Origin of the sequence: Limnohabitans curvus (assembly GCF_003063475.1) — a bacterium.
In the GTDB taxonomy this organism is placed as follows: Bacteria; Pseudomonadota; Gammaproteobacteria; order Burkholderiales; family Burkholderiaceae_C; genus Limnohabitans; species Limnohabitans curvus.
Genome location: NZ_NESP01000001.1, coordinates 775,207 through 800,849, shown reverse-complemented (window position 1 = coordinate 800,849; position 25,643 = coordinate 775,207). Strand labels below are relative to the sequence as shown.

27 protein-coding genes are annotated in these 25,643 nt (G+C 57.3%); 24 read left to right on the top strand and 3 right to left on the bottom strand.

All coding sequences use genetic code 11. The features are described from left to right. Positions 1–70 precede the first annotated feature (70 nt). On the bottom strand, positions 71–3,046 hold the full coding sequence (locus tag B9Z44_RS04025) for an Rne/Rng family ribonuclease (RefSeq protein WP_108401768.1): 2,976 nt from the start codon (positions 3,044–3,046) through the stop codon (positions 71–73). Between the two features lie 561 nt (positions 3,047–3,607). Between B9Z44_RS04025 and B9Z44_RS04020 the strand changes: the two genes are divergently transcribed. Genes B9Z44_RS04020 through B9Z44_RS04005 form a run of 4 tightly spaced genes read left to right on the top strand, consistent with a single transcriptional unit; the run spans position 3,608 to position 6,648 of the window. Then, on the top strand, positions 3,608–4,621 hold the full coding sequence (locus tag B9Z44_RS04020; RefSeq protein WP_233246820.1) for an RluA family pseudouridine synthase: 1,014 nt from the start codon (positions 3,608–3,610) through the stop codon (positions 4,619–4,621). Between the two features lie 3 nt (positions 4,622–4,624). Next, complete coding sequence (locus tag B9Z44_RS04015) at positions 4,625–5,284, top strand: HAD family hydrolase (RefSeq protein WP_108358093.1); 660 nt, start codon at positions 4,625–4,627, stop codon at positions 5,282–5,284. Next, the gene (locus B9Z44_RS04010; protein ID WP_108358092.1) at positions 5,277–5,660 is read left to right on the top strand and encodes a Rieske (2Fe-2S) protein; all 384 of its coding nucleotides are present in this window, start codon (positions 5,277–5,279) and stop codon (positions 5,658–5,660) included. The genes B9Z44_RS04015 and B9Z44_RS04010 overlap by 8 nt, the downstream gene beginning before the upstream one ends. A gap of 19 nt (positions 5,661–5,679) precedes the next feature. Continuing rightward, positions 5,680–6,648 (top strand): S49 family peptidase, encoded by a 969-nt coding sequence (locus B9Z44_RS04005; protein ID WP_108401767.1) that lies wholly within the window; start codon positions 5,680–5,682, stop codon positions 6,646–6,648. A gap of 98 nt (positions 6,649–6,746) precedes the next feature. On the opposite strand, the gene B9Z44_RS04000 is transcribed toward B9Z44_RS04005, so the two are convergent. Together B9Z44_RS04000 and B9Z44_RS03995 are read right to left on the bottom strand one after the other, a co-directional pair. Next, on the bottom strand, positions 6,747–7,517 hold the full coding sequence (locus B9Z44_RS04000) for an SAM-dependent methyltransferase (protein ID WP_108401766.1): 771 nt from the start codon (positions 7,515–7,517) through the stop codon (positions 6,747–6,749). Continuing rightward, positions 7,514–8,119, bottom strand: a complete 606-nt coding sequence (locus B9Z44_RS03995) for a Maf family nucleotide pyrophosphatase (RefSeq protein ID WP_108401765.1) — start codon at positions 8,117–8,119, stop codon at positions 7,514–7,516. Before B9Z44_RS03995 ends, B9Z44_RS04000 begins: the two co-directional genes overlap by 4 nt. Positions 8,120–8,145: 26 nt before the next feature. On the opposite strand from B9Z44_RS03995, the gene B9Z44_RS03990 reads away from it, so the two are divergent. The 20 genes from B9Z44_RS03990 to B9Z44_RS03895 all read left to right on the top strand — a co-directional run bounded on the left by B9Z44_RS03990 (position 8,146) and on the right by B9Z44_RS03895 (position 25,642). After that, a complete protein-coding gene (locus B9Z44_RS03990; RefSeq protein WP_108401764.1) occupies positions 8,146–8,685 on the top strand; it encodes a YceD family protein in 540 nt (179 codons plus the stop codon). 99 nt (positions 8,686–8,784) lie between these two features. Further along, positions 8,785–8,967, top strand: a complete 183-nt coding sequence (rpmF, locus tag B9Z44_RS03985) for a 50S ribosomal protein L32 (RefSeq protein WP_100131470.1) — start codon at positions 8,785–8,787, stop codon at positions 8,965–8,967. A gap of 75 nt (positions 8,968–9,042) precedes the next feature. Beyond that, on the top strand, positions 9,043–10,074 hold the full coding sequence (plsX, locus tag B9Z44_RS03980; RefSeq protein WP_108401763.1) for a phosphate acyltransferase PlsX: 1,032 nt from the start codon (positions 9,043–9,045) through the stop codon (positions 10,072–10,074). Positions 10,075–10,086: 12 nt separating this feature from the next. Then, a complete protein-coding gene (locus B9Z44_RS03975) occupies positions 10,087–11,088 on the top strand; it encodes a beta-ketoacyl-ACP synthase III (RefSeq protein WP_108358086.1) in 1,002 nt (333 codons plus the stop codon). 19 nt (positions 11,089–11,107) lie between these two features. Next, positions 11,108–12,058, top strand: coding sequence for an ACP S-malonyltransferase (gene fabD / locus B9Z44_RS03970; protein ID WP_108401762.1), 951 nt, complete (start codon positions 11,108–11,110; stop codon positions 12,056–12,058). Positions 12,059–12,073: 15 nt separating this feature from the next. Beyond that, positions 12,074–12,817, top strand: coding sequence for a 3-oxoacyl-ACP reductase FabG (gene fabG / locus B9Z44_RS03965; protein ID WP_108401761.1), 744 nt, complete (start codon positions 12,074–12,076; stop codon positions 12,815–12,817). Positions 12,818–12,910: 93 nt separating this feature from the next. Next, a complete protein-coding gene (acpP, locus tag B9Z44_RS03960; protein WP_104801359.1) occupies positions 12,911–13,150 on the top strand; it encodes an acyl carrier protein in 240 nt (79 codons plus the stop codon). Positions 13,151–13,166: 16 nt separating this feature from the next. Then, a complete protein-coding gene (fabF, locus tag B9Z44_RS03955) occupies positions 13,167–14,411 on the top strand; it encodes a beta-ketoacyl-ACP synthase II (RefSeq protein ID WP_108401760.1) in 1,245 nt (414 codons plus the stop codon). A gap of 10 nt (positions 14,412–14,421) precedes the next feature. Next, the gene (locus B9Z44_RS03950) at positions 14,422–14,856 is read left to right on the top strand and encodes a hypothetical protein (RefSeq protein ID WP_108401759.1); all 435 of its coding nucleotides are present in this window, start codon (positions 14,422–14,424) and stop codon (positions 14,854–14,856) included. A 14-nt stretch (positions 14,857–14,870) separates the two neighbouring features. Next, the gene (locus tag B9Z44_RS03945; RefSeq protein WP_108401758.1) at positions 14,871–16,352 is read left to right on the top strand and encodes a DegQ family serine endoprotease; all 1,482 of its coding nucleotides are present in this window, start codon (positions 14,871–14,873) and stop codon (positions 16,350–16,352) included. A gap of 458 nt (positions 16,353–16,810) precedes the next feature. Further along, positions 16,811–18,619 (top strand): translation elongation factor 4, encoded by a 1,809-nt coding sequence (gene lepA, locus B9Z44_RS03940; RefSeq protein ID WP_108401757.1) that lies wholly within the window; start codon positions 16,811–16,813, stop codon positions 18,617–18,619. Further along, entirely contained in the window at positions 18,619–19,614 is a 996-nt protein-coding gene (gene lepB / locus B9Z44_RS03935; RefSeq protein WP_108401756.1) for a signal peptidase I, read from the top strand. The genes lepA and lepB overlap by 1 nt, the downstream gene beginning before the upstream one ends. After that, on the top strand, positions 19,611–20,336 hold the full coding sequence (rnc, locus tag B9Z44_RS03930) for a ribonuclease III (protein ID WP_108401755.1): 726 nt from the start codon (positions 19,611–19,613) through the stop codon (positions 20,334–20,336). The genes lepB and rnc overlap by 4 nt, the downstream gene beginning before the upstream one ends. Positions 20,337–20,383: 47 nt before the next feature. After that, positions 20,384–21,343: a GTPase Era gene (gene era, locus B9Z44_RS03925; RefSeq protein ID WP_199220178.1), complete on the top strand. Its 960-nt coding sequence runs from the start codon at positions 20,384–20,386 to the stop codon at positions 21,341–21,343. A gap of 16 nt (positions 21,344–21,359) precedes the next feature. Beyond that, positions 21,360–22,127 (top strand): DNA repair protein RecO, encoded by a 768-nt coding sequence (gene recO, locus B9Z44_RS03920; RefSeq protein ID WP_108401754.1) that lies wholly within the window; start codon positions 21,360–21,362, stop codon positions 22,125–22,127. Positions 22,128–22,135: 8 nt separating this feature from the next. Next, positions 22,136–22,885, top strand: a complete 750-nt coding sequence (locus B9Z44_RS03915) for a pyridoxine 5'-phosphate synthase (RefSeq protein WP_108358464.1) — start codon at positions 22,136–22,138, stop codon at positions 22,883–22,885. Positions 22,886–22,893: 8 nt separating this feature from the next. Further along, positions 22,894–23,289 carry a holo-ACP synthase gene (gene acpS / locus B9Z44_RS03910; RefSeq protein ID WP_108358075.1) on the top strand — a complete coding sequence of 132 codons (396 nt, stop codon included), beginning with the start codon at positions 22,894–22,896 and terminating at the stop codon, positions 23,287–23,289. Positions 23,290–23,305: 16 nt separating this feature from the next. After that, positions 23,306–24,403, top strand: coding sequence for a beta-N-acetylhexosaminidase (nagZ, locus tag B9Z44_RS03905; protein WP_108358074.1), 1,098 nt, complete (start codon positions 23,306–23,308; stop codon positions 24,401–24,403). A gap of 37 nt (positions 24,404–24,440) precedes the next feature. Then, positions 24,441–24,650, top strand: a complete 210-nt coding sequence (locus B9Z44_RS03900; protein WP_108358073.1) for a hypothetical protein — start codon at positions 24,441–24,443, stop codon at positions 24,648–24,650. 29 nt (positions 24,651–24,679) lie between these two features. Continuing rightward, entirely contained in the window at positions 24,680–25,642 is a 963-nt protein-coding gene (locus B9Z44_RS03895; protein WP_108358072.1) for a Bug family tripartite tricarboxylate transporter substrate binding protein, read from the top strand. Position 25,643 lies beyond the last annotated feature (1 nt).

Sequence of the window (25,643 nt, the reverse complement as noted above, 5' to 3'; positions counted from 1 at the left end):
AAACAAAAACGGCCTAGAGTGATCTAGGCCGTTTTGTTTGGGCGTTCAAACCCCTTGCGGGGCGTGTGGTTTACAGATCCTTGCGAGTCTCAACCAACACCAATGGACCTTCATCCAAGATCACCACAGGTGGACGCTCGCGTGGTACATGCACGGGCTTGGGTTCGGCGGCAATGGCCGCTTGCACCGCAGCGATGCTTTCTGGATTGGAGTTGACCCATTCCAAACCGCTGCTTTGGGCCACTGCTTGCATCTCAGACACAGGCAATGTGAACGCTTGGATGCTTGGCATGCCTTGGCGTGCAGCGGCTTGTGCCACGGGTGCTTCTGGCTGTGAGGCTTCACGAGGCGCTTGACGTGGGGCACGTTCCGAACGTTCGCTGCGCTCTGGACGCTCTTGGCGCTCAGCACGTTCACCGCGTGGTTCACGGGGTTGGCGAGGCTCGCGGGCTTCTTGAGGCGCTTGCTCTTGAGACGTGTTGTCGTGCTCAGCCGCTGGGCCTTGTTCAGCGTGTTCTGCAGAACCTTCTTCACGCGGTGCGCGGTCGCCACGCTCGCGGCGGTCACGGCCGTAGCGGTCGCGTGAGCGGCGCTCACGACGCTCGCCACCGTTCTCATCGGTTTGCGGTGCTTGGCCTTCGGTGGCTGCTGCGTTGTCGAGTGGCAAAACTTCTGGATTGCCGTTTTCGTCCAAACGTGGGGCGCGTTCACGGCGGCCTTCGTTGCGTTCGCCGCGTGGGCTACGTTCGCGACGGCCTTGGCCCTCACCACGTTCAGCACGGTCACCGCGAGGTTCGCGTGGCTCGTTGCCGCCTTCGGTGCTTTCGCCACGCTCTTCGCGGGCCATGCGCTCGTTGCGTGCTTTGGCGCGTGCTTCGGCTTGAGCTTCGGGTGTGGCGTTGTTGTCGAGAGCTGGTTGACCTTCGACGTTACGGCCTTCACCGTTGCGACCTTCACCACGGCCACCGCGGTTGCGGTCTTGGCGTGGGCCACGGCCTTCGCGGCCACCCTCGCTGCGACCACCTTCACCGCGTTGTTCCACATTGCGTTCGCCGCGCTCTGCACGCTCACCACGCGCTGGGCGTTCGCCACGGGCCTCAACGCCTTCAGCGTTGCGCTCAGTGCGGCCTTCGGCGTTGCGCTCGGTACGGCCTTCAGTGCCACGTTCGGCGCGGTCACCACCACGGCCACCGCGACCACCACGGCCGCCTCGGCCATTGGCGCTGCGGCCATCACGGCGCTCGCCGCGTTCGCCTGGCTTTTTGTCGCCCACAGCTGGCTTGGCTTTTTCTTCCGAGTCACTGCTGAACAAGCCAGTGAACCAACCCCACAAGCCGCCCGATTTAGCTTCAGGTGCTTTGGCCGCAGGCTTAGCGCCGCGTGCATGTGCAGGTGTCGCTGCTGTTTTGGCAGGTGCAGCAGGCTTAGGCTCATGCGCGGGTGCCGGTGCATCAGGCAATACGCCTTTGATGACAGGCGTTTGCTTGTTGGTGGGCTCTTGTGAGCGGCGTGTCACGGCGGTGGGGTCTTCAAACTCCTCGGCCATTTTGTAGCTGGCTTCCACGCGGTCGAGGCGTGGGTCGTCGTGCTTCAGACGCTCCAACTTGTAGTTGGGTGTTTCCAGTGTCTTGTTTGGCACGAGCAACACGTTCAAGCGTTGTTGGATTTCGATCTTGGCAATTTCAGTGCGCTTTTCGTTCAACAAGAACGAGGCCACTTCCACCGGCACTTGGGCGTACACGGCGGCTGTGTTGTCCTTCATGGACTCTTCTTGGATGATGCGCAAGATTTGCAGCGCCGAGCTCTCGGTGTCACGCACGTGGCCAGAACCACCGCAACGTGGGCAAGGAATCGAAGCGCCTTCGCTCAGCGCAGGACGCAGGCGTTGGCGGCTCATTTCCATCAAACCGAATTTGCTGATGGTGCCAAATTGCACGCGGGCGCGGTCGTGGCGCAAGGCTTCGCGCAAGCGGTTTTCCACGTCACGGCGGTTGCGGCTTTCGTCCATGTCAATGAAGTCGATGACGATCAAGCCACCCAAATCGCGCAAACGCATTTGGCGGGCCACTTCGTCGGCGGCTTCGAGGTTGGTGCGTGTCGCGGTTTCTTCGATGTCGCCGCCTTTGATGGCGCGGGCCGAGTTGACGTCCACCGACACCAAGGCTTCGGTGTGGTCAATCACAATCGCACCGCCGGATGGCAGGTTGACGGTACGGGCGTAGGCCGACTCAATTTGGTGTTCGATTTGGAAACGGCTGAACAGCGGGGTTTCGTCGCTGTAGCGCTTCACGCGAGCGGCGTGCTCAGGCATGACATGGGCCATGAACTGATGCGCTTGCTCATAGATGTCATCGGTGTCGATCAAGATGTCGCCGATGTCATGGTTGAAGTAGTCACGGATGGCGCGGATGACCAAGCTGGATTCTTGATAAATCAAGAACGCGCCTTTGGCACCCTTGGCGCCGTCGATGGCCGTCCACAACTTGAGCAGGTAGTTCAAATCCCATTGCAACTCAGGGGCGCTGCGGCCAATGCCAGCGGTGCGCGCGATGATGGACATGCCCTTGGGGTATTCCAATTGGTCCATCGCTTCTTTGAGTTCTGCGCGGTCGTCACCCTCGATGCGGCGGCTGACGCCACCACCGCGTGGGTTGTTGGGCATGAGCACCACATAGCGACCGGCCAAGCTGATGAAAGTGGTCAGGGCTGCGCCCTTGTTGCCACGTTCTTCTTTTTCCACTTGGACCAACAGCTCTTGGCCTTCTTTGATGACGTCTTGGATGCGCGCTTGGCTCACCGACACGCCTTCGGCGAAGTACTGTTTGGAGATTTCTTTGAACGGCAAGAAGCCGTGGCGGTCTTCGCCGTAGTCCACAAAGCAAGCTTCGAGCGAGGGCTCGACGCGGGTGACTACGGCTTTGTAGATGTTGCCTTTGCGCTGTTCGCGGCCTTCGATTTCGATTTCATAGTCGAGCAGTTTTTGGCCGTCGACGATGGCCAGGCGGCGTTCTTCCGACTGGGTTGCGTTAATTAGCATCCGTTTCATGATGCGGTTCCTTCACGTGTCAAATCATCACAGGCCCATGACGGGCCAACGATGCCTGAGGGACGTCAGAGAACGAAGGGAATTGCCGCTGAGACCGTCGCCGCCGCGCTAATCAATGTGAGATCAGCGCAGGGGACGGTGGGTGGGCGCGTGGATAAGGGCAAGAAGTCGCGGTTGTCCTGTTGTCGAGTGCGTGGCTTGATGAGCCGGTGCAGGGGAGACAGGGCTGGTCCAGCTGGCAAGAGTGCGACGCGCAACGCTGCACACAGTCGGTGGCAAAAGCCACTCTGTGCAGAGTTCCATCAACATCATCATTGCCACAACCATCGTTTTTGCTTCTCGCAGAGATCCGTCATGGAGGCTTTTAAAAAAAGAGCCTCCACAACTTGGGGTATTCCGTTTCAGTGTTTTCTGATCGTCGGCTCAACTTTTGGGGCGAGGGCCACTCAGTCTCTTGGGTACTGGGTCTGCGTCTCGGGCACAAAAGGGGCATCGACCTTACCGCGTTCGTCAGTACATGGTCTAATCTGTGTTAAATCAAGCACTTAGAGCAAAACGCTGGTGAATCACATTATAGGGGCTTTGGCCCCAACCCCCACCCCTTCGGTAAAAACACTCACGGTCGATGAAGACTCGGCGGGTCAACGCCTGGACAACTTCCTCATGCGCCACCTCAAGGGTGTGCCAAAAACCCACGTTTACCGCATCATTCGCTCCGGCGAAGTGCGGGTGAACAAAGGCCGCGCCTCTGCCGAGCAACGGGTGGAGGCGGGCGATTTGATCCGTTTACCGCCGGTGCGCATCTCAGCCCAAGTGCAGGCCAAGGCCGATGCGCCCGCCCCAGCCCGTGAATTTCCTGTGCTGATGGAAGACGAGTGCATGATGGCCATCGACAAGCCCGCTGGCGTGGCCGTGCACGGCGGCAGCGGCGTGAGCTTTGGCGTGATCGAGCAACTGCGCCGGGCCCGCCCCGCCTCAACCAATTTGGAGCTGGTGCACCGTTTGGACCGCGAAACCTCGGGCGTGTTGCTGGTGGCCAAAAAGCGCAGCGCACTGAAAAACTTGCAGGACCAATTCCGCGACCGCGAAACCGGCAAAACGTATTTGGCGTTGGTGTTGGGCCTGTGGCCGTCGAATAAAAAGGTGATCGACTCGCCTTTGTTCAAGTACACGGTCGAAAACGGCGTGGGCGAGGGTGAGCGCCGCGTCAAGGTGGTTGGCAAAGACGACCCCAACGGCATGCGTTCCATCACGCTGGTGCGCGTGGCGCGCACAGTGGGCCCCTACACTTTGTTGGAAGTGACCATCAAGACGGGGCGCACCCACCAAATTCGTGTGCATCTGGCCAGCCAAGGTCACCCGATTGCGGGTGACGACAAATACGGCGATTTCGAGCAAAACAAAATTCTGCAAAAGATGGGCCTCAAGCGCATGTTCTTGCATGCGTGGCAGCTCAAGTTTCAGCATCCGCAAAGCCATCGTCTCGTCACCTTGCAAGCGCCGCTGCCACCGGAGTTGAAAAACTTCGTGGACTCGGTCCAGCCGCCCATCATCCAACCGCATCTCGACGTTTAAGCCATGCGCCCACGCCAGTTTGATTTGATCGCCTTCGATTGGGACGGCACGCTGTTTGACTCCACGCAAATCATCACCCGCTGCATTCAGTTGGCGGTGGTGGATGTGGGCGGGGCCAAGCCCTCGGATGAGGCTGCCTCGTATGTGATTGGCATGGCGCTCATGCAAGCCTTGGCCCATGCCGCGCCGGATGTACCGCAAGACAAATACCCGTTGCTGGGCGAGCGCTACCGCTTTCATTACATGAAGCACGCCAATGACATTGCTTTGTTTGAAGGCGTGTTGCCTTTGCTGGCCACTTTGCGTGAACGCCACCACTGGCTGGCGGTCGCCACAGGCAAAAGCCGCCGTGGTTTGGACGAAGCTTTGCACACGTCCGAACTCAAAGGTGTGTTCGATGGCTCGCGCACGGCAGACGAAACGGCAGGTAAACCGCACCCGCGCATGTTGCACGAGCTGATGCGCGAGTTTGGCGTCGAGCCCGAGCGCACCTTGATGATTGGCGACACCACGCACGACTTGCAAATGGCGGTCAACGCAGGATGCGCCAGTGTGGGCGTGAGCTACGGCGCGCACGACCACGGCCAGTTTGAACCGCTGAACCCACGATTCATCGCGCACTCTGTGAAGGAGTTGCACGATTGGTTGTCCGCCCATGCCTGATTCTTTGCCACACGTGATTCCCCTGTGCAACAGCGCAGACTTGGCCGAAGGCGGCCGCGCTGTGCCGTTTGATGTGGTGTTTGCCGGTCAAACCTGCCGCGCCTTTGCGATTCGTTTTGAAGGCCAGCCGCATGCTTATCTGAACCGATGCACGCATGTGGCGATGGAAATGGATTACCAGCCGGACCAGTTTTTTGATGCCTCAGGTCGCTGGCTGTTGTGCGCCACGCACGGCGCTGAATACGCGCCCGACACCGGTGAATGCGCAGGCGGGCCTTGCCGAGGTGGCTTGGTCAAGATTGCGCTCAGCGAACTGGATGGCGTGGTCCACTGGCATACTGCGTACAACTTAAAGCCTTTCGAATTTCTAGATTAATTTGTGAAAACCTCCTGACATGTCTGAACATCACGCAAACCCCGAAAACCCCAGCCACAAAACAGTGTGGGAGCGCGACACCTTGGAGCGCTTGGCGTTCGCCACCCTGGCCGAGCAACGTGCCAGCCGCCGCTGGCGCATCTTTTTCCGCATGGCTTGGTTTGCTTTGGTGGTCGTGTTGCTCTGGACGGGCATGCACAAAGGCGGCGTCGGTGGCACCAGCCCCAGCCAGCCGCACACCGCTGTGGTGGCCATCAAAGGTGATATTGCCGATGGTGCCGATGCCAGCGCCGAGTGGGTGGTTACCGCTTTGCGCGCTGCGTTTGAAGACGAAGGCTCGCAAGCGGTGGTGTTGCAAATCAACTCGCCTGGTGGCAGCCCCGTGCAAGCGGGCATCATCAACGACGAAATTCGTCGCTTGAAAGAAAAGCACAAAAAGCCGGTGTATGCCGTGGTGGAAGAGTCATGTGCTTCGGCGGCTTATTACATCGCGGTGGCCGCTGATGAAATTTACGTGGACAAAGCCAGCATCGTGGGCAGCATTGGTGTGCTCATGGATGGTTTTGGTTTCACCGGCTTGATGGACAAGCTCGGCGTGGAGCGCCGCTTGATGACGGCGGGCGTGAACAAAGGTTTCCTTGACCCCTTCAGCCCACAAACCAAACCCCAACGCGCACACGCACAAACCTTGCTCGACCAAATTCACCAACAGTTCATCCAAGTGGTGCGCGATGGCCGTGGCAAGCGCTTGAAAGAAACGCCTGAATTGTTCAGCGGCTTGTTTTGGAGCGGCGAACAAGCGGTGGACTTGGGCTTGGCCGACGGCTTGGGCAACCTCGACTACGTGGCTCGTGAAATCGTGAAAGCCGAAGACATCATTGACTACACCCGTCATGACAACGTGGCTGAGCGCTTGGCGAAACGCTTTGGCGCTGCCATTGGCGAAGGTGCGGTGCGGGCCATGCAGACCATGCCCCAAGTGCGTTGATTTGCGCTGTTATTTCATAGATGGCCAGCGACTTGCTCGCTGTCGCTGTAAAAGTAAAAGGCTCCGAAAGGAGCCTTTTTTCATGGTGCTGTGCCGCATTACTTGCCAATTAAAAACACAGTCGGCTCACCCGAGATTTGCGCCTTGCCCGCACTGCGCCAAGCCTGCACCGTTTTGCATTGCACTTGCATGCTGGCCATGGTCAAACCGCTGGCGCTTGCCAAGCGGGTGTTACCTTGCAGGCCGTTCACCAGCGCATCCCACAGGGCTTGGTTGCGGTAGGGCGTTTCGATGAACATCTGAGTTTGGCCGTGTTTGGCAGCGAGGCCTTCTAGCTCGCGCAAGCGCTGCGTGCGTGCCGCGCCGTCTTGTGGCAAGTAGCCGACAAACGCAAAGTTTTGGCCGTTCAAACCACTGGCGGCCAAGGCCAGCAGCAACGACACAGGGCCGACCAGCGGCACCACGCGAATGCCCAGTTCATGCGCAGCGCGCACCACAGACGAGCCGGGGTCTGCCACGGCAGGCATGCCCGCTTCGCTGACCAAGCCCACATCGTGACCCGCCAACGCAGCTTTGAGCATGGGCTTGGCATCAAAGTCGCCCGTGTGGTCGCCTTTTTTGTGCACCTCGCGGGGCAACTCGGTGATGGTGTTTTCTTGGATGGTTTGGGCCAGCGGCACATGGGCATCGACGCGCTTCAAGAAGGCGCGGGTGCTTTTGGCGTTTTCGGTGATCCAGTGCGTCACGCCGGCGGCCACACGCAAGGTCTCTTGCGGCAGCACATCGGTGATGGGAGCTTGGGTGTCGCAGCCAAAGTCCAGTGGGGTGGGCACGAGGTAAAGCGTGCCTTTTTGGGTTGGCGCGGTCATGGCTTGATCGCTCCCAGCAAGTCAATGCCAGCCGCGCGCAACAAGCGGGCGGTGCGAATCATGGGCAAGCCAATGAGGGCGGTGGGGTCGTCGTTGTCGATGGCATCGAGCAGGGCAATGCCCAGCCCTTCGCTTTTGGCGCTGCCTGCGCAGTCGTAGGGTTCTTCGGCGCGCAAATAGGCGTCGATTTCGGCGTCGCTCAGGTCGCGAAAGCGCACCTTGATTTGGGCGAGTTCGGTTTGTTCAAAGCCGCTGGCTTGGCACACCACCGACACGGCGGTTTGAAACACCACGGTTTGACCGCGCATGCGTTGCAGTTGCAGTACGGCGCGTTCGTGGGTGCCGGGCTTGCCCAGTGGTTCGCCGTTGAGGTCGGCTACTTGGTCTGAGCCAATCACCACCGCGTTGGGGTGAAGCGCTGCCACGGCTTTGGCTTTGGCTTTGGCCAAACGGGTGGCGAGGGCTAGTGGGGTTTCGTCTGGCAGCGGGGTTTCGTCGACTTCGGGGCTGACCACGTCAAAAGGCACGCGCAAGCGTTGCAGCAATTCACGGCGGTAACGGGAGGTAGAGCCCAAAATCAGGGCGCGTTGAGCAATAGACATGGGTGGATTCTCTTACACTGGCGCGCATGCAAAAACCAAAGAACCTTCACGCCCTCGATGTCAAAGCCTTTGCCAAAGCGCAAATGCATTTGGAGGGCGATACACCGCTCGTTGAGTTTGAGCGCTTGGCCGCAGACTGCAGTGGCGAGGTCACGGGTCATGTGTCGTGGTCAGCGCAAGGCGCCCTCGACCCAGACCAAAGCGGCAAAGACGCGACGTGGTTGCACCTCGAAGCTAAAGCGACCGTGCCTTTGACGTGTCAACGCTGTTTGCACCCCGTGCCGGTGGAGTTGCTGATTGAGCAAGATTTTCGCTTTGTGGCCGATGAAGCCACGGCTTTGGCGGAAGACGACGAGTCGGAAGAAGACCTGTTGGTCTTGGAGGACAGCTTCGATTTGATGGCGTTGATTGAGGATGAGTTGCTCATGAGCATGCCTTTGGTGCCTATGCATCCTGCATGTTTGAGTGAGCAGGCACCAACTTCGCCAGAAGAGGAGGCCATCTTGTCGGAGGCCAAGCCCAACCCGTTTGCTGTGTTGGCATCGCTCAAAACGCGCAAGCACTGAAACCTGGGGAGTTGGGCTATAATCTTAGGCTTCGTGTCACGCTGACCCCGGTTGGTTTGTGGCCCAATGATCAACCACATTTAGTTCCAGGAGCCGATCATGGCTGTTCAGCAAAATAAAAAATCTCCTTCCAAGCGCGGCATGCACAACTCTCACACAGCGTTGACAGCCCCAGGTACAGCCGTTGAGCCAACGACTGGTGAAATTCACTTGCGTCATCACATCAGCCCCACCGGTTTCTACCGTGGTCGCAAAGTGTTGAAGACCAAGTCTGAAGCTTAATTACTTCATTCTTCATTGGCCCGTGGCTGTCTTAGGCGCCTCGGGCTTTTGTTTTTTTGACGAGAAGAAACCTGCATGACCACTCTTGCTGTTGATTGCATGGGTGGCGACCATGGCCCGCGTGTCACACTCGTGGCCTGTCGCCGTTTCTTAGACACGCATCCAGACGCCAAGCTCTTGCTGGTGGGTCTGCCCGATGCGTTGTCGTCTTTTTCACACCCCCAAGCTCAAGTGGTCGCGGCCTCCGACGTGGTGGCCATGGACGACCCCATCGAAGTTGCCTTGCGCCGCAAGAAGGACTCGTCTATGCGCGTCGCGATTGAGCAGGTCAAGAGCGGTGCCGCTCAAGCGGTGGTATCTGCTGGTAACACGGGCGCTTTGATGGCGATCGCACGCTATGTGCTCAAAACGATCGACGGCATTGACCGTCCAGCCATTGCGGGTCGCATGCCCGACTTCAAAGGCGGCGGCACCACCATGCTCGATTTGGGGGCCAACGTGGATTGCACGCCTCAGCATTTGTTGCAGTTCGCTGTCATGGGTTCGGCACTGGTTTCGGTGCTTGACAACATTGAAAGCCCCACGGTGGGTTTGCTGAACATCGGCGAAGAAGATATCAAAGGCAACGAAGTTATCAAAAAAACAGGTGAACTGCTACGAACTGCTGCTAAATCTGGTGATTTGAACTTCTATGGCAACGTCGAAGGCAACGACATTTACCAAGGCACGGTCAATTTGATCGTGTGCGATGGCTTTGTCGGTAATGTGGCCTTGAAAGCCAGCGAAGGCTTGGCGCACAAGATCAGTGAAACACTGAAAAATTCGTTTACGCGCAACATCCTCACGAAAATTTCGGCTATCTTTGCTTATCCTGTTCTTTCTGATTTCAAAGACAAGGTGGACCACCGCCGTTACAACGGCGCCGCGCTTTTGGGTTTGAACGGCATTGTTTTTAAGAGCCACGGTTCCGCCGATGATGTGGCCTTTGGTACTGCTTTGAACCGCGCGTATGATGCAGCCCACCACAACTTGCTCGAACGTGTGCGTTCACGCATTGCCCATGCGGCTCCTTTGTTAGCCCTAGGACAATCAGACGCCTCGGCCTGAGCCACCTGATTAATGACCCTTTTCTCCCGAATCACTGGCACCGGAAGTTTTCTCCCACCTCGCCGGTTGACCAACGCAGACTTGGTCGCAGAACTGGCCGCACAAGGTGTGGAAAGCTCTGACGAATGGATTGTTGAGCGCACAGGCATCCGTGCCCGCCATTTTGCGGCACCAGAGATGAACAGCAGCGATTTGGCTTTTGAGGCTTGCAAACAAGCCCTCGACGCCGCGGGTCGCCGTCCCCAAGACATTGACCTCATCATTGTGGCCACGTCTAGCCCAGACATGGTGTTCCCATCGACCGCTTGTATCTTGCAGCACAAGCTGGCCCAGTTGGACGAAGAGGCTGTTGGGATTGCAGGCGCCCCCGCGTTTGACGTGCAGGCGGTGTGCAGTGGTTTTATTTACGCGCTGACGGTGGCCGACGCCATGATTCGCGCGGGCTCGGCCAAACGTGCTTTGGTGGTGGGCTCTGAGATTTTCTCGCGCTTGCTCGACTTCCAAGACCGCACCACTTGTGTGTTGTTTGGTGACGGCGCTGGCGCGGTGGTGCTGGAAGCGTCTGAGACGCCCGGCATCTTGGCCACTGACATCCACGCCGATGGCAAACATGTGGGCATCTTGTGCGTGCCAGGTCATGTGCGCAATGGCAACATTTTGGGCGACCCTGTGCTCAAGATGGACGGTCAAGCCGTGTTCAAACTGGCTGTGGGTTTGCTGGAAGGTGCCGCACGCACCGTGCTCGACAAAGCAGGTTTGACGGACAGCGACATCGATTGGCTGATTCCACACCAAGCCAACATCCGCATTATCCAAAGCACAGCCAAAAAGCTGAAACTACCTATGGAAAAGGTGGTTTTGACCGTTCACGATCATGGCAATACCTCGGCTGCGTCCATTCCATTGGCATTGGACAAGGCCGTGCGTAGCGGTCAAGTGAAAAAAGGCGAGACCCTCATGCTCGAAGGCGTGGGCGGCGGCTTCACTTGGGGCGCGGTGCTCGTCAAGCTGTAACAAATTTTCCGGATACGTGATGACTTCATTTGCTTTTGTATTTCCAGGTCAAGGCTCTCAATCGGTCGGCATGCTCGACGCTTGGGGTGACAACCCTGTGGTGGCGCAAACTTTGGCCGAGGCGTCTGACGCCATGGGCAAAGACATTGCCAAGCTCATCCATGAAGGTCCTAAAGAAGCTTTGGGCTTGACCACCAACACACAACCCGTGATGTTGGTATCTGCCGTGGCGGCTTATCGTGCTTGGTTGGCTGAAGGTGGCGCTGTGCCAAGCGTGGTGGCTGGCCACTCTTTGGGCGAATACTCAGCTTTGGTCGCGTCTGGCGTGTTGACGCTGGCGCAAGCTGCCCCGCTGGTGCGCTTCCGCGCGCAAGCCATGCAAGAAGCTGTGCCTGTGGGTACAGGTGCGATGGCTGCCATTTTGGGCTTGCCTGCCGACAAAGTGATTGCGGGCTGCGCTGAAGCGCAAGCCACCTTTGGCGCCGGTTCTGCCGAAGTGGTCGAGGCCGTGAACTTCAACGATCCCGGCCAAACCGTGATTGCTGGCAGCAAAGCCGCTGTTGAAAAAGCATGTGAAGTGCTCAAAGCCAACGGTGCCAAGCGCGCTTTGCCTTTGCCTGTGTCTGCACCTTTCCATTCCAGCTTGATGAAGCCAGCAGCCGAGCGTCTGAAAGAAAAATTAGCAGCTACTTCATTTGCCGCAGCGCAAATCCCCGTGGTGAACAACATTGACGTAACGGTAGAAACCGATGCCGACCGCATCCGCGACGCGTTGTACCGCCAAGCTTTTGGCCCCGTGCGTTGGGTTGAGTGCGTGGCAGCCATCAAGGCGCGCGGCGTGACCACCTTGGTCGAATGTGGCCCGGGCAAAGTTTTGGCCGGCATGGTCAAGCGCATTGATGCCGATTTAACTGGCTTGCCTTTGTTTGACCCCGCCAGCTTGGCTGAAGTCAAAACTGCGCTGGCTTAATCACAAGAGAAGAACATGAGCGAGAACAAACAACACATTGCCTTGGTGACGGGCGCTTCGCGCGGCATCGGTGCTTCCATTGCCCAAGAGTTGGCCCAACAAGGCTATTTGGTCATCGGTACAGCCACGTCAGATGACGGCGCAGCCAAAATCACCCAAGCTTTGTCTGCCCACGCAGGCTGCCGCGGTGCGAATTTGAATGTGAACGACGGCGCTGCTGTCGAAGCTTTGATTGATCAAATCACCAAAGACCACGGCGCTTTGCACGTGTTGGTGAACAACGCCGGTATCACCCGCGACACCTTGGCCATGCGCATGAAGGATGACGATTGGGATGCCGTGCTCGACACCAACCTCAAGGCCGTGTTCCGCGTGTCACGCGCCGTGATTCGCCCCATGATGAAGCAGCGCTATGGCCGCATCATCAGCATCACCAGCGTGGTGGGCGCATCGGGCAACCCCGGTCAAGCCAACTATGCAGCGGCCAAGGCCGGTGTGGCAGGCATGACCCGCGCCTTGGCGCGCGAGTTGGGCAGCCGTGGCATCACGGTCAACTGCGTGGCCCCAGGCTTCATCGAAACCGACATGACGGCTTCGTTGCCTGAAGAACAACAAAAAGCCTTGCTGGGCCAAATCCCGCTGGGACACCTCGGCAAACCTGCTGACATTGCACACGCCGTGGCCTATTTGGCTGGCGCACACGCCAGTTATGTGACGGGTCAAGAGTTGCACGTCAACGGCGGCATGTTCATGGCTTAAAGCCATGAATTGACAAAGAAGCCAAACAGAATCAATACGGTCAGTCCGTCCGGTTAAAATAGCGGTCTTATTCACAACCCTTAGAGGGAATCCATGAGCGATATCGAACTGCGTGTCAAAAAAATCATTGCCGAACAACTCGGCGTTGAAGAGTCTCAAGTTACCAACGAAAAAGCCTTCGTGGCTGATTTGGGCGCCGACTCCTTGGACACAGTGGAATTAGTGATGGCATTGGAAGACGAGTTTGGTATTGAAATCCCAGACGAAGATGCCGAGAAAATCAACACCGTGCAAAACGCGATTGACTACGCGTTGACCCACAAAAAAGCCTAACTACTAGGAACACCGCATGAGCCGTCGTCGCGTCGTCGTGACCGGCCTAGGTTGTATCAGCCCCGTGGGTAACACGGTGGCTGACGCTTGGGCCAATCTTTTAGCTGGTAAATCTGGCATTGCAAACATCACTCGTTTTGATGCGTCTGCAATCAACTGCCATTTCGCTGGTGAAGTGAAAGATTTAGACCTTGACCAATACATCGCCCCGAAAGAGGCGCGTGCCATGGACAAGTTCATTCATTACGGCATCGCGGCTGCGATGCAAGCGGTTCAAGACTCAGGCTTGGCCACAGGCGAAGCTCTGAGCGAAGAAGAGGCGACGCGTATTGGCGTCGTGATCGGCTCTGGCATTGGCGGCTTGCCGCTGATCGAAGACATGCACAGCGAACTGTTGGCCAAAGGCCCACGTCGCATTTCGCCGTTCTTCGTGCCAGCGTCCATCATCAACATGATTTCTGGTCACGTGTCCATGCGTTACGGCTTTAAGGGCCCTAACTTGGCCGTGGTCACAGCGTGCACAACAGGTTTGCACAGCATCGGCGAAGCCGGTCGTCACATTGAGTACGGCGATGCCGACGTGATGATTGCAGGCGGCTCCGAGTGCTGTATGTCGCCTTTGGGCGTGGGTGGCTTTGCCTCCATGCGCGCACTGTCGACACGCAACGACGATCCCGCGACCGCCTCGCGTCCTTGGGACCGCGACCGCGATGGTTTCGTTTTGGGCGAAGGTGCGGGTGTGTTGGTGCTCGAAGAGTACGAACATGCCAAAGCACGCGGTGCCAAGATTTATGCAGAGTTAGGTGGCTATGGCTTGAGCGCCGACGCTGGCCACATGACTGCGCCCAATATGGACGGCCCACGCCGCGCCATGCTCAGTGCGTTGCGCAACGCAGGTGTCAACGCCGATCAAGTCGATTACTTGAACGCGCATGGCACGTCCACCCCGCTGGGTGACATCAACGAAACCAACGCCATCAAAGCGGCTTTGGGCGATCACGCCAAGAAGACTGTGGTGAACTCCACCAAGTCGATGACCGGTCACTTGCTGGGCGGCGCTGGCGGTATTGAAAGCGTGTTCACGGTGTTGGCCATCCACCACCAAAAGAGCCCGCCCACCATCAACATCTTCAACCAAGACCCCGAGTGCGACTTGGACTACTGCGCCAACACCGCACGCGATATGAAGATTGATGTCGCTCTGAAAAACAACTTCGGATTTGGCGGCACCAACGGCGCGTTAGTTTTCAAACGCATCTAAGGTTTTCGCCATGCACAACGCCCCATCGGTCTCGTATCCGGTGGGGCGTTGTGCTTTTCAGCGTACCTGTTTTGTGGGATTGCTTGTTGGCGCGTTGGCTGTCTTGGGGGCTTGGTCGTACCAACAGCCCTTCAGCGTCGCCATGGCTTTGAGCGGCTTGTGTGTGGTGCTGGCCTCGGTGTGGGGTTGGAAATCGTTGCAGTTCACCGGGACTTTGAGTTGGAATGGTCAAGTCTGGTGCTTGCATGGTCGCGGTGACGCGCTTGACGATGCGTTGGGGGAGGTGCACGTGGCTTGCGATATGCAGCAGGCCTTGCTTTTGCGCTGGCAGCCCGCATCTGACACACTTCAAGCATCGCCAACTTGGCTTTGGTTAGAAGCTCAGCAGTCAAACGCCCGCTGGCAAGATTTGCGTCGCGCTGTGTACCAGCGCTTTGAAATGTAGTTAGGGAAAAAATCATGGCACGTCCATTCGCGTTCAAGCGTTCTGTCTCTGTTGGTTTGTTGTGCGCCTCGTTGTGGGGCGCAGGCTTGAGCATGGCGCTGGTACAGCCCGTGAGTGCGCAAGGGGTGCGTGGCTTGCCAGACTTCACCGAGTTGGTCGAGCAGGTGGGCCCTTCGGTGGTGAACATCCGCACGATGGAGAAAGCCGCACCGCGTGATGTGCAGAGCAGCGATCAGGACGCAGAAATGCAAGAGTTCTTCCGCCGCTTCTTTGGTGTGCCCATGCCGACACCCAATACGCCCAACGGACCGCGTCAACAGCGCCCCAACCGTGGCCAGCCCGAAGAGGCGCAACCCAAAGGTGTGGGCTCGGGCTTTATCTTGTCGGCTGATGGCTACGTCATGACCAATGCGCACGTCGTGGAGGGAGCAGACCAGGTGTTGGTCACGCTGCCTGATAAGCGTGAATTCAAAGCACGCATCGTGGGCATGGACAAGCGCACAGACGTGGCCGTGGTGAAGATCGAGGCCACAGGCCTTCCCGCTGTGAAGATTGGCGATGTGAGCCGTCTCAAAGTGGGTGAGTGGGTGATGGCCATTGGCTCACCCTTTGGTTTGGAAAACACCGTCACCGCCGGCATTGTCAGTGCCAAGCAGCGCGACACGGGCGACTACTTGTCATTCATCCAAACCGATGTGGCCATCAACCCCGGCAACTCAGGCGGCCCGCTCATCAACATGCGCGGTGAGGTGGTGGGCATCAACAGCCAAATCTATTCGCGCTCGGGTGGTTTCATGGGCATCTCGTTTGCCATTCCGATTGATGAAGCGGTGCGTGTGAGCGAACAGCTGCGTGCCACTGGCAAAGTGCAGCGTGGCCGCTTGGGCGTGCAGATTGACCAAGTGAGCAAAGATGTCGCTGAATCCCTTGGCTTGTCCAAAACGCAGGGTGCGTTGGTGCGCGGTGTCGAGCAAGGCTCGCCCGCCGAGAAAGCAGGCTTGGAGCCGGGTGACATCATCTTGAAGTTCGAAGGCAAGACCATCGACAAGTCGAGCGACTTGCCACGCATGGTGGGCAACACCAAGCCAGGCACCCGCAGCGCCATTCAAGTGTGGCGACGCGGCAGTGCGAAAGACATGCAGATCACCGTGGGTGAGTTTGAAGCCGACAAACCCGTGAAGAAAGCCGCAGCCGCAGAAAAGCCGCAGGCGGGCACCGTGACCAAGGTGCTGGGTTTGACGGTGAGCGAACTCTCCGATGCGCAGAAAAAAGAACTCAAATTGCGCGGCGGCGTGCGTGTGGATGCCGTGGCCGAACCTGCTTCGCGTGCTGGCATTCAAGAGGGCGACGTGATTTTGGCCTTGGCCAACATCGAAACGCCCAATGTGCAGACCCTCGAAGCCCTGACCGCCAAGTTGGATCGGAGCAAACCTGTGAGCCTTTTGATTCGCCGTGGCGAATGGGCGCAATACACAGTGATTCGACCCGTGCGTTAAACCCCTAGGCCAAAGTCGGGAATCAGGGTGATTCTCAAAATATTTTTGAGACCCTAAAAATAGTTTTTAAGTTGGTACTCGCTAACTTAAATAAAGTGTTCAAGCCCTTTTTGTATAGAATTGAGGGGCTGAATGCGTTTTTGCGATATATCGCAAGCCCAAAACTCCACGATACGGGATTGGTTGACTGACTCCACAGGTGATCCACAGATCACCCACAAGTTGTCCCAAAACCTCTATGTCAAAATGTTAATAAGTTGTGGATAAATTCATGTTGCGAACCCGCAACGAGGCCTCGGTCGTGTTGAGACCGCTGTGCAAATCCGGGTTTTTGCCTACAATGAACTCCCAACTTATGCAGTTGCCATTGCTTGTTGGTTCTGGGCGCGTCAGCACATGACGCGCCCTTTTTTCATGGCGCTCTCCCTTTGAATTCAATCACTTAAGTGTCCCCGTTGATGAATAACATCAGAAACTTTTCAATCATTGCCCACATCGATCACGGCAAATCTACGCTCGCAGATCGTTTGATTCAGCGTTGCGGAGGACTTGAAGAGCGCGACATGGAAGCGCAAGTTCTCGACTCGATGGACATCGAAAAAGAACGTGGGATAACTATCAAGGCACAGACCGCTGCGCTGCAATACAAAGCGAAAGACGGTCAGGTCTACAACCTGAATTTGATCGACACACCGGGTCACGTGGACTTCTCGTATGAGGTGTCGCGTTCACTCTCTGCATGCGAAGGTGCGTTGCTGGTGGTCGATGCCTCACAAGGTGTGGAAGCGCAAACGGTTGCTAACTGTTACACCGCACTCGACCTTGGTGTTGAAGTGGTGCCCGTGCTCAACAAAATGGATTTGCCCAACGCCGATCCCGAGAACGCGAAAGCAGAAATTGAAGACGTCATTGGCATTGATGCCACCGACGCGATTCCATGTTCAGCCAAAACAGGTTTGGGCATTGACGAAATCTTAGAAGCCGTGGTCGCCAAAGTGCCCGCGCCCAAAGGTAACCCCAATGCGCCGCTGCGCGCCATGATCATCGACAGCTGGTTTGACAGCTACGTGGGCGTGGTGATGTTGGTGCGTGTGGTCGATGGCCGTTTGGGCAAAGGCGAGCGTTTCAAAATGATGGCCACAGAGGCTGTCTACAACGCCGACAACCTGGGCGTTTTTACCCCGGGCAACGAGCCACGTCAGTCGCTCGAAGCCGGTCAAGTGGGTTACATCATTGCGGGCATCAAAGAGCTGCAAGCCGCCAAGGTGGGTGACACCATCACCTTGGAAAAGAAACTGCCCAATAACTTAGGCCCAGCCGAACAAGCCTTGCCTGGTTTTAAAGAAATTCAGCCTCAAGTGTTCGCGGGTTTGTACCCCACCGAAGCCAACCAATACGACGGCCTGCGCGATGCGCTGGAAAAGCTCAAGCTCAACGATGCGTCATTGCAATACGAGCCTGAAGTGTCGCAAGCGTTGGGCTTTGGTTTCCGTTGCGGCTTCCTAGGCCTGTTGCACATGGAAATCGTGCAAGAGCGTTTGGAGCGCGAGTTTGACCAAGACCTGATCACCACCGCGCCAAGCGTGGTCTACCAAGTGGTCATGCCTGGTGACGAAGTGGTGATGGTTGAAAACCCATCCAAGATGCCCGACCAAGGCAAGCTGCACGAAATTCGCGAACCCATTGTGACGGTGCACTTGTACATGCCGCAAGACTATGTGGGCGCGGTGATGACACTGGCCAACCAAAAGCGCGGCGTGCAAATGAACATGGCGTATCACGGTCGTCAGGTGATGCTCACGTACGAGATGCCCTTGGGCGAAATCGTGCTCGACTTCTTTGACAAGCTCAAATCGGTCTCACGCGGCTACGCCTCGATGGACTATGAGTTCAAAGAGTACCGCGCGTCTGACGTGGTGAAGGTCGACATCTTGTTGAACGGCGAGAAGGTCGATGCCTTGTCCATCATCGTGCACCGCACACAAGCCACTTACCGTGGCCGTGCTGTGGTGGCCAAGATGCGCGAAATCATCAGCCGTCAAATGTTTGACGTGGCGATTCAAGCCGCCATTGGCTCCAACATCATTGCGCGCGAAAGCATCAAGGCTTTGCGCAAAAACGTGCTGGCAAAATGCTACGGCGGCGACATCAGCCGCAAACGCAAGCTGCTTGAGAAGCAAAAAGCAGGTAAGAAACGCATGAAGCAAATTGGTTCGGTGGAAGTTCCGCAAGAAGCCTTCTTGGCCATCTTGCAGGTGGAGGATTAATGGCTACGTTGACCGCATTCGTTCTGGCAGCCTTTGTGGGCTACGCCGGTTTTTGGTATCTGGGCATGATCGAAGGCAACTTTGCCTTGCTCATGTTCATGGCCACCGTTGTCACTGGTATTTACTGGTTGGCTGAGCAGTTTTACTTCTTGCCTCAGCGCAAAGCCGCGGTTGAAGCACTACAAGCCCAAGCTGACAAGCGCACGGCAGAGTTGCATGCCCAAGGCATCACCCAAACCGATGTGAACGTGACTGAGGCCAAAGAGCGTCTGTACATGCAGCCTTGGTGGCTGGACTGGACAGCGGGCTTGTTCCCCGTCATCGCTGTGGTGTTTGTGTTGCGTTCGTTTCTATTTGAGCCCTTCAAAATCCCATCGGGCTCCATGATTCCCACCTTGCATGTGGGCGACCTGATTTTGGTCAACAAGTTTCACTACGGCGTGCGTCTGCCCGTGCTCAATACCAAGCTGACCGATGGCAACCCTGTGCAGCGCGGTGATGTGATGGTGTTTCGCTACCCACCCAAGCCTAGCTTGGACTACATCAAGCGCGTCATTGGCGTGCCAGGTGACGAAGTGGCTTACCTCAACAAGCAACTCACCATCAACGGCCAGCCCGTGACCAAAGCACCGCGTGCGGACTTCTTTGAAGAGGGGAGCATGAGCTACATCCCTCAGTTTGAAGAGGTCCTGCCTGTTGGGACTAAATCAAATGAAATGAGTGTTAAGAAAAATCATCAAATACTTCTCCTTCCAAATGGAACGGGAGCAGTAAATCCGTTGTTTGATTTTCCCCACAAAGAAAACTGCTCATATACGATTGAAGGCATAACCTGCAAGGTGCCCGAAGGTTATTTCTTCATGATGGGCGATAACCGTGATAACTCCCAAGACTCGCGTTACTGGGGATTTGTGCCTGAGCAAAACATCGTGGGCAAAGCCTTCTTTGTTTGGATGAACTTTGGCAGCCTCTCGCGCATCGGCGCATTTCAATGACATCACGCGCACGTTCAGACCGACCCAGCCCGTCTCAACATCAAATCCTTGAGACGCTCCAAGCGCGTCTCGAGTACACCTTTCAAAACCCTGCGTTGCTCACGCAGGCCTTGACCCACCGCAGTTTCAGCTCGGACCACTACGAACGCTTGGAGTTCTTGGGCGACTCGGTGCTCAACTTGGCTGTGGCGAATCTGCTCTACAAGCAGCTCGGCACCTTGCCCGAAGGCGACCTCTCGCGTGTGCGCGCCAACTTGGTCAAGCAAGACACATTGCACCATTTGGCGGTTGAGCTGGGCTTGTCTGGCATCTTGCGCTTGGGCGAAGGCGAGATGAATTCGGGTGGCCAAAAGCGCCCCTCCATCTTGGCCGATGCCCTAGAGGCTGTGCTGGGTGCGGTGTACCTTGATGCGGGCTACCAAGTGGCAGATGCGTTGGTACAACGCATTTTTTCCAAGGTCGAGGTCAACCCCGAGATGCAAGCGGTTGGCAAAGATGCCAAAACTGAATTACAAGAATGGCTGCAAGCGCGTAAGTTCAAGCTGCCTATCTACCGTGTGGTCGGCACCTTGGGTGCGGCGCACAAACAAACGTTTGATGTGGAATGTGAAGTTCCAGAACTGGCCCGCTGCGAGCGTGGCATTGGCGGCTCGCGCCGCGCAGGAGAGCAAGCCGCCGCAGCAGCCATGCTCCAAGTGATTAAAGACAACGGGCTCAAATAATGGCTACTCCTCCCAATAACGAACAATCCCTTCAAGACATCGACGCCATGCTGGCTGCCAGCAAAGGCAACCGTGTCGTGGCCAGCCAAGCGGTGGTGGCGCCTGCCGACCAACGCTGTGGCCTGATTGCCATCGTGGGCAAACCCAACGTGGGCAAGTCGACCTTGCTCAATGCCTTGGTCGGTCAAAAAATCAGCATCACCTCACGCAAGGCGCAAACCACGCGCCACCGCATCACGGGCATGCACACCCAAGGCGCATCGCAATATGTGTTTGTGGACACGCCTGGTTTTCAAACCATCCACGGCAACGCGTTGAACAAATCCCTCAACAAAGCCGTGCAAGGCGCGGTGGGCGATGTGGACGTGGTGTTCTTGGTGGTCGAGGCCGGTAGCTTTACCCCTGCCGACGAAAAAGTGTTGTCGCTGCTCGCGCCTGGCATTCCCACCATCTTGGTGGCGAACAAGCTTGACACGATGAAAAACCGTCCCGAAATCATGCTGTGGCTGCAGTCTATGCAAGACCGTCACCCCTTTGCCGAAATCGTGCCCATGTCGGCCAAGAACGACAAAGACGTGCAGCGCCTCTTGGGCATTGCCGAAAAATACCTGCCCGAACAAGCCTGGATGTATGCCGCCGACGAGCTGACCGACCGCAGCGAAAAATTCATGGCCGCCGAAATGGTCCGTGAAAAATTATTCCGCCTGACCGGTGACGAATTGCCCTACACCTCGACCGTCGTGATCGACAAGTTCGAAGAAGAAAAGGGCAAGACCAAAGGCGTCAAACGCTTGGTGCGCATTGCCGCCACCATCGTGGTCGAGCGCGATGGCCACAAAGCCATGGTCATCGGCGACAAAGGCGAGCGCTTGAAGCGCATGGGCATGGAGGCCCGCACAGAGTTGGAAAAACTCTACGACGCCAAAGTGTTCTTAGAGCTGTGGGTCAAAGTCCGCTCCGGTTGGGCCGACGATGCAGCGCGGGTGCGTAGCTTTGGCTACGAGTAAATCAAGCACATTCACGATGTCGCGGGGCATTCCCCGCATCCAGGACGAGCCTGCGTTCGTGGTGCACCGCTACGACTGGAGTGAGTCCAGTTTGATTTTGGAAACCTTCACCCGCCACTTTGGTCGGGTGGCTTTGGTGGCCAAAGGCGCCAAAAAACCTACATCCAACTTTCGCCCCGTGTTGCTGCCTTTGCAGCCCCTGTATGTCAGCTATTCGGGCGATGCCGAAATTCGCACCTTGAAGGGCGCTGAATGGGTGGGCGGCCACATCATGCCCACGGGCGAAGCGCTGCTGTCGGGCTACTACATCAACGAGTTGCTGCTGCGCTTGCTAGCGCGTGACGACCCGCATCCCAGTTTGTTTGACCTGTACCGCCAAGTAGTGCAAGTGCTGGCCTCGGGCCACGAGGGCACCATCGCCCCTGCGTTACGTGCCTTTGAGCTGCTGCTGCTGCGCGACATTGGCTTCTTGCCCGAACTCAACGCCCAAACCCTCACGCTTGCGGCCTTGCAGCCCGATGCCTTGTATGTGTTGGTGGCCGAAGGCGGCCTGCGTACCCACAACGCGCAAGACCGTACAGGTCTAGCGGGTAGCGTGTGGCTACAGCTCCACGACAGCCTGTCCACAGACGCACCATTCACCGCCACGCTGCGTTTGTGCGCCGAGATGCCCCCCGAGCAACGCAACGCCTTGCAGGGGCAGTTACGCGCCTTGCTGCACTACCATTGCGGGGTCAAAACACTGCGCACTCGGCAGATGATGATTGACCTGCAATCCCTTTGATTCACGCCATGCCTCAACACACAAAAACCGCCTTGTCGGTCAACCTCAACAAAGTGGCCTTGGTGCGCAACACGCGCCATTTGGGCATCCCCAGCATCACGCGTGCGGCCACCCTGTGCCTAGAGGCGGGCGCTGCGGGCATCACCGTGCATCCACGGCCTGACGAGCGCCACATTCGCGCTGGCGATGTGCATGATTTGGCGGCGTTGCTCAAGGCCTGGCCCGACCGCGAGTTCAACATCGAAGGCAACCCGTTTCACAACCTGATGGACTTTGTGCGCCAAGTGCGCCCCCATCAAGTGACCTTTGTGCCCGACAGCGAAGGCCAGTTCACCAGCGACCATGGCTGGACTTTTCCACAAGACGCCGAGCGCTTGAAGCCTCTCATCGCAGAAGCCAAAGCCCTTGGCGCGCGCGTGAGCTTGTTCATGGACCCTATTCCTGAAGCCATGGCTGCGGCCAAAGCCGTCGGTGCTGACCGTGTGGAGCTGTACACCGAGACTTATGCGTCTGCCTATGGCATGCCCAAACAGGCAGAGGTGCTGGCCGCATTCAAAGCCACCGCCGAAGCCGCCCTCAAAGCAGGCCTTGGCATCAACGCCGGCCACGATTTGAACCGCGACAACCTGCACACCTTCCTCACCACCGTGCCCGGTGTGCAAGAGGTGTCCATCGGCCACGCCTTGATTGCCGACGCGCTAGAGCTGGGCTACACAGAAACTGTTCGAGCCTACAACGCGTGCATGTCGCAGGTTTAAGGCGACACATGATTTACGGCATCGGCACCGACATTTGCGACATTCGCCGTATCCGTGCGTCTTTGGACAAGCACGGCGAACGCTTTGCGCAAAAGGTGTTGAGTGACAACGAGATGAACACCTACCGCGCCCGCAGCGAGCGTTGGCCCGAGCGCGGTGTGCGCTATGTGGCTACACGCTTCTCGGCCAAAGAGGCCTTCAGCAAAGCCATTGGGTTGGGCATGCGCATGCCCATGACGTGGCGCTTGTGTGAAGTGGCCAAGCTGCCCAGCGGTCAACCGACCATCGTCTTGCACGGTGTGCTCAAAGATTGGTTTGAAGCCAAAGGCTTGAGCGCCCACGTCAGCGTGAGCGATGAGTCTGATTACGCCACCAGTTACTGTGTTGTTGAAAAGAACAGCTGAAACGAACCTCTGATTTATGTCTCACCACGCCCCCCTCATCCTTGACATTGCAGGCACCCAGCTCACTGCCGCTGACCGCACGCGCTTGAAACACCCGCTCACAGGCGGCGTGATTTTGTTTGGCCGCAACTGGGTCAACCGCCAACAGCTCACCCAGCTGTGCGCCGACATCAAGGCCGTGCGCGACGATTTGTTGATTTGTGTAGACCACGAAGGCGGGCGTGTGCAGCGCTTTCGCACCGACGGCTTCACGCACATTCCACCCATGCGCGCCTTGGGCGAGTTGTGGATGAAAGACCAAAAAGGCATCACTGGCGAATTTAAAAGCGGCAGCGGCGCTATGGCAGCCATGGACGCCGCCACCGCCAGCGGCTACGTGCTGGCCAGTGAGCTGCGTGCGTGTGGCGTGGACTTCAGCTTCACCCCCGTACTTGACCTCGACCATGGCGAGAGCGGTGTGATTGGCGACCGATCATTCCACCGCGACCCACGCGTGGCTACCACGCTGGCCAAGAGCGTCATGCACGGTTTGTTGCTGGCGGGCATGGCCAACTGCGGCAAACACTTTCCGGGCCACGGCTTTGTGAAGGCCGATTCGCATGTGGACATCCCCGTCGACAAGCGCAGCCTCAAAGCCATCATGAACGACTGCGCCTTGCCTTACCAATGGCTCACCACCACGCTCACCAGCGTGATGCCCGCACACGTCATCTACCCCAAGGTGGATGCCTTGCCCGCAGGCTTTTCACCCCGCTGGTTGCAAGACATCTTGCGCGGTCAGTTGCATTTCAACGGCGCCATCTTCAGCGACGATTTGTCGATGGAAGGCGCACGCCGCATCGAAGGCCGATCGGTCAGTTTTGCTGAGGCCGGTGTGGCGGCATTGAATGCTGGCTGCGACCTTGTGCTGCTTTGCAACCAAAGCATTGGCAACGGTCATGGCGTCGATGACATGCTCGAAGGTTTGACCGAACGCCTCGTTAAAAACCAATGGCATGCCAGTGACGCCAGCGAACAACGCCGTCGCGCACTGCTGCCCAAAACTTCGCCGCTAGCTTGGGACGCGCTGATGACTCACCCCGCATACTTGCGGGCTTTGGACTTGTTGCCTTAACGCGCACACACGTTCACCACTACCCACGAAAGCTCACATGGCAACGCCCAATTACAACTACGAAAAACGCCAACGCGAGTTAGCCAAGAAAAAGAAGAAAGAAGAGAAATTGCGCGAACGCGATGCGCGCAAGAGCTCGCCCGATGGCGAGTTTGGTCAAAACCCAGAAATGCCACCCGAGCAAGACCCTGACCACGCTCAAAACCCAGACGGTGTGGTGCCAGCTGCTAACCCAGATCAAGTGTGATTTATTTGTTTTCAATAAGGAGTTCCGCCATGTTTCCTTCTCGCCGTCACTTTGCAGTTTTAGCCTTGGCCCTGAGCTGTGGCTTGGCTGCGGCGCAAAACGCCAAACCCATCAAGCTGATGGTTGGCTTTCCGCCAGGCGGCGGCACAGACGCGGTGGCCCGCATCTTGGCTGAGAAACTGAAAGACGAGTTGGGTACCCCCGTGGTGGTTGAGAACAAACCCGGTGCAGGCGGTCAACTCGCAGCGCAAGCATTGAAAGTAGCACCTGCCGATGGCACGGTGTTGTTCCTCTCGCACGACCACACCATTTCTATCTTGCCCTTGGTGGTCAAGAACCCAGGCTACGACCCTGCACACGACTTTGCACCCGTGGCTGGCTTTGCCACGTTTGTGAACGCCTATGCTGTGTCTGGCGGCACACCTGCCAAGTCGTTCACTGAGTACGTGGCTTGGGTCAAGGCCCAAGGCGGCAAAGGTGCGGTGGGCATTCCAGCGCCAGCTTCAACGCCTGAGTTTTTGGTGAAAGTAGTGGGTGACAAGTTCAAACTCGATTTGATCTCTGCGCCTTACCGTGGCAGCGCCCCTATGATGGCTGACATGCTGGGCAATCAAATTGCCGCAGGTGTGGGCTCGGTGCCTGACTTCATTGAAAACCACAAGGCGGGCAAAGTGCGCGTGGTGGCGGTGCTGGGCTCCAAGCGTCAAGCTGCACTGCCTGATGTGCCCACCTTTGCAGAGCTCGGTTTGAGCGGTTTGGAAGACATGCCTTACTACGGCATCTTCGCCCCCTCAGGCACACCACAAGCCACCATCAACCACTTCGGTGTGGCCTTGTCTAAAGTGTTGGCCATGCCCGATGTGCATGAGCAGCTCACCAAAATGGGCCTCACTGTGGGCTACATGAACTCGCACCAGTTGGAGCAACGTGAACGCGCTTACACGCAGGTGTGGACCAAGATGATCAAGAACAGTGGCTTTCAGCCGCAGTAAC